Here is a 1,918-nt window from a genome sequence, read left to right as displayed (position 1 = left end):
AAGCCGAAACCCCCAAGTACGGGAAGTACGAGGGGGTTAGGGGGAGTAAGAGCCTGACGATGACCTACTTTCACACGGGAATCCGCACTATCATCGGCGCAAAGTCGTTTCACTGTCCTGTTCGGGATGGGAAGGAGTGGTACCAACTTGCTATGGTCGTCAGGCATAACGGGTTGTCCTTGCTGTGCTGTTGCACAACAGGGACGAATTCATAGAGTTTCGAATCAGCTGATTTTGATTGCTGCCAACGATGTGGAACAACGTGAGTTGTCCACGGGGCATAACAATAACATTTGCACTTGGACGATTATCGTCAAAGTTATAGGGTCAAGCCTCACGAGCAATTAGTATCAGTTAGCTTAACGCATTACTGCGCTTCCACACCTGACCTATCAACGTCCTGGTCTTGAACGACTCTTTAGGGGGCTCAAGGCCCCGGCAGATCTCATCTTGGAACGAGTTTCCCGCTTAGATGCTTTCAGCGGTTATCTCTTCCGCACTTAGCTACCCGGCAATGCCACTGGCGTGACAACCGGTACACCAGAGGTGCGTCCACTCCGGTCCTCTCGTACTAGGAGCAGGCTTCCTCAAATCTGCAGCGCCCACGGAAGATAGGGACCAAACTGTCTCACGACGTTTTAAACCCAGCTCACGTACCTCTTTAAATGGCGAACAGCCATACCCTTGGGACCGGCTACAGCCCCAGGATGAGATGAGCCGACATCGAGGTGCCAAACACCGCCGTCGATATGAACTCTTGGGCGGTATCAGCCTGTTATCCCCAGAGTACCTTTTATCCGTTGAGCGATGGCCCTTCCATACAGAACCACCGGATCACTATGTCCTGCTTTCGCATCTGCTCGACTTGTCAGTCTCGCAGTTAAGCACGCTTATGCCATTGCACTATTAGCACGATGTCCGACCGTACCTAGCGTACCTTCGAACTCCTCCGTTACACTTTGGGAGGAGACCGCCCCAGTCAAACTGCCTACCATGCACTGTCCCCGATCCCGATAAGGGACCTAGGTTAGAACCTCAAACACACCAGGGTGGTATTTCAACGTTGGCTCCACAAGATCTAGCGACCCTGCTTCAAAGCCTCCCACCTATCCTACACAGATCTGTTCAAAATTCAATACAAAGCTACAGTAAAGGTTCATGGGGTCTTTCCGTCTTTCCGCGGGGAGATTGCATCATCACAAACATTTCAACTTCGCTGAGTCTCTGGAGGAGACAGTGTGGCCATCGTTACGCCATTCGTGCAGGTCGGAACTTACCCGACAAGGAATTTCGCTACCTTAGGACCGTTATAGTTACGGCCGCCGTTTACTGGGACTTCGATCAAGAGCTTGCACCCCATCAATTAATCTTCCAGCACCGGGCAGGCGTCACACCCTATACGTCCACTTTCGTGTTTGCAGAGTGCTGTGTTTTTAATAAACAGTCGCAGCCACCAATTTTTTGCAACCCGTTCGTGCTCAGATGTTCTCATCACACTACAAGGGCACACCTTCTTCCGAAGTTACGGTGTCAATTTGCCGAGTTCCTTCTCCAGAGTTCTCTCAAGCGCCTTAGAATACTCATCTCGCGCACCAGTGTCGGTTTGCGGTACGGTCAATTACAAGCTGAAGCTTAGTGGCTTTTCCTGGGACCTCGTTCAGTTACTTCGCGAGCAAGCTCGCTCGATCAACAGCCTCGGTATATGACACGCGGATTTGCCTACGTGTCGCCTACATCTGTCTAAACCGGCACATCCAACCGCCGGATAACCTATTAAGATCCGTCCCCACATCGCACTTGTAATCGGTACAGGAATATTGACCTGTTTCCCATCAGTTACGCATCTCTGCCTCACCTTAGGGGCCGACTCACCCTACGCCGATGAACGTTGCGTAGGAAACCTTGCGCTTACGGCGAG

General features: G+C 51.6%; 2 rRNA genes (1 of these 2 cut by a window edge). Both read right to left on the bottom strand.

Annotated features, from left to right (window positions below):
* Positions 1–51: 51 nt before the first annotated feature.
* Positions 52–164: ribosomal RNA gene (rrf, locus tag ACN5W5_RS19975) — 5S ribosomal RNA — on the bottom strand.
* A 159-nt stretch (positions 165–323) separates the two neighbouring features.
* Positions 324–1,918 (bottom strand): 23S ribosomal RNA (locus tag ACN5W5_RS19970); it runs 1,284 nt beyond the window's last position.

Source organism: Hydrogenophaga sp. ZJX-1 (genome assembly GCF_048590325.1).
In the GTDB taxonomy this organism is placed as follows: domain Bacteria; phylum Pseudomonadota; class Gammaproteobacteria; order Burkholderiales; family Burkholderiaceae_C; genus Hydrogenophaga.
The sequence above is the reverse complement of the archived record's forward strand: the minus strand, read 5'-3'. Positions and strand labels throughout refer to the sequence as shown.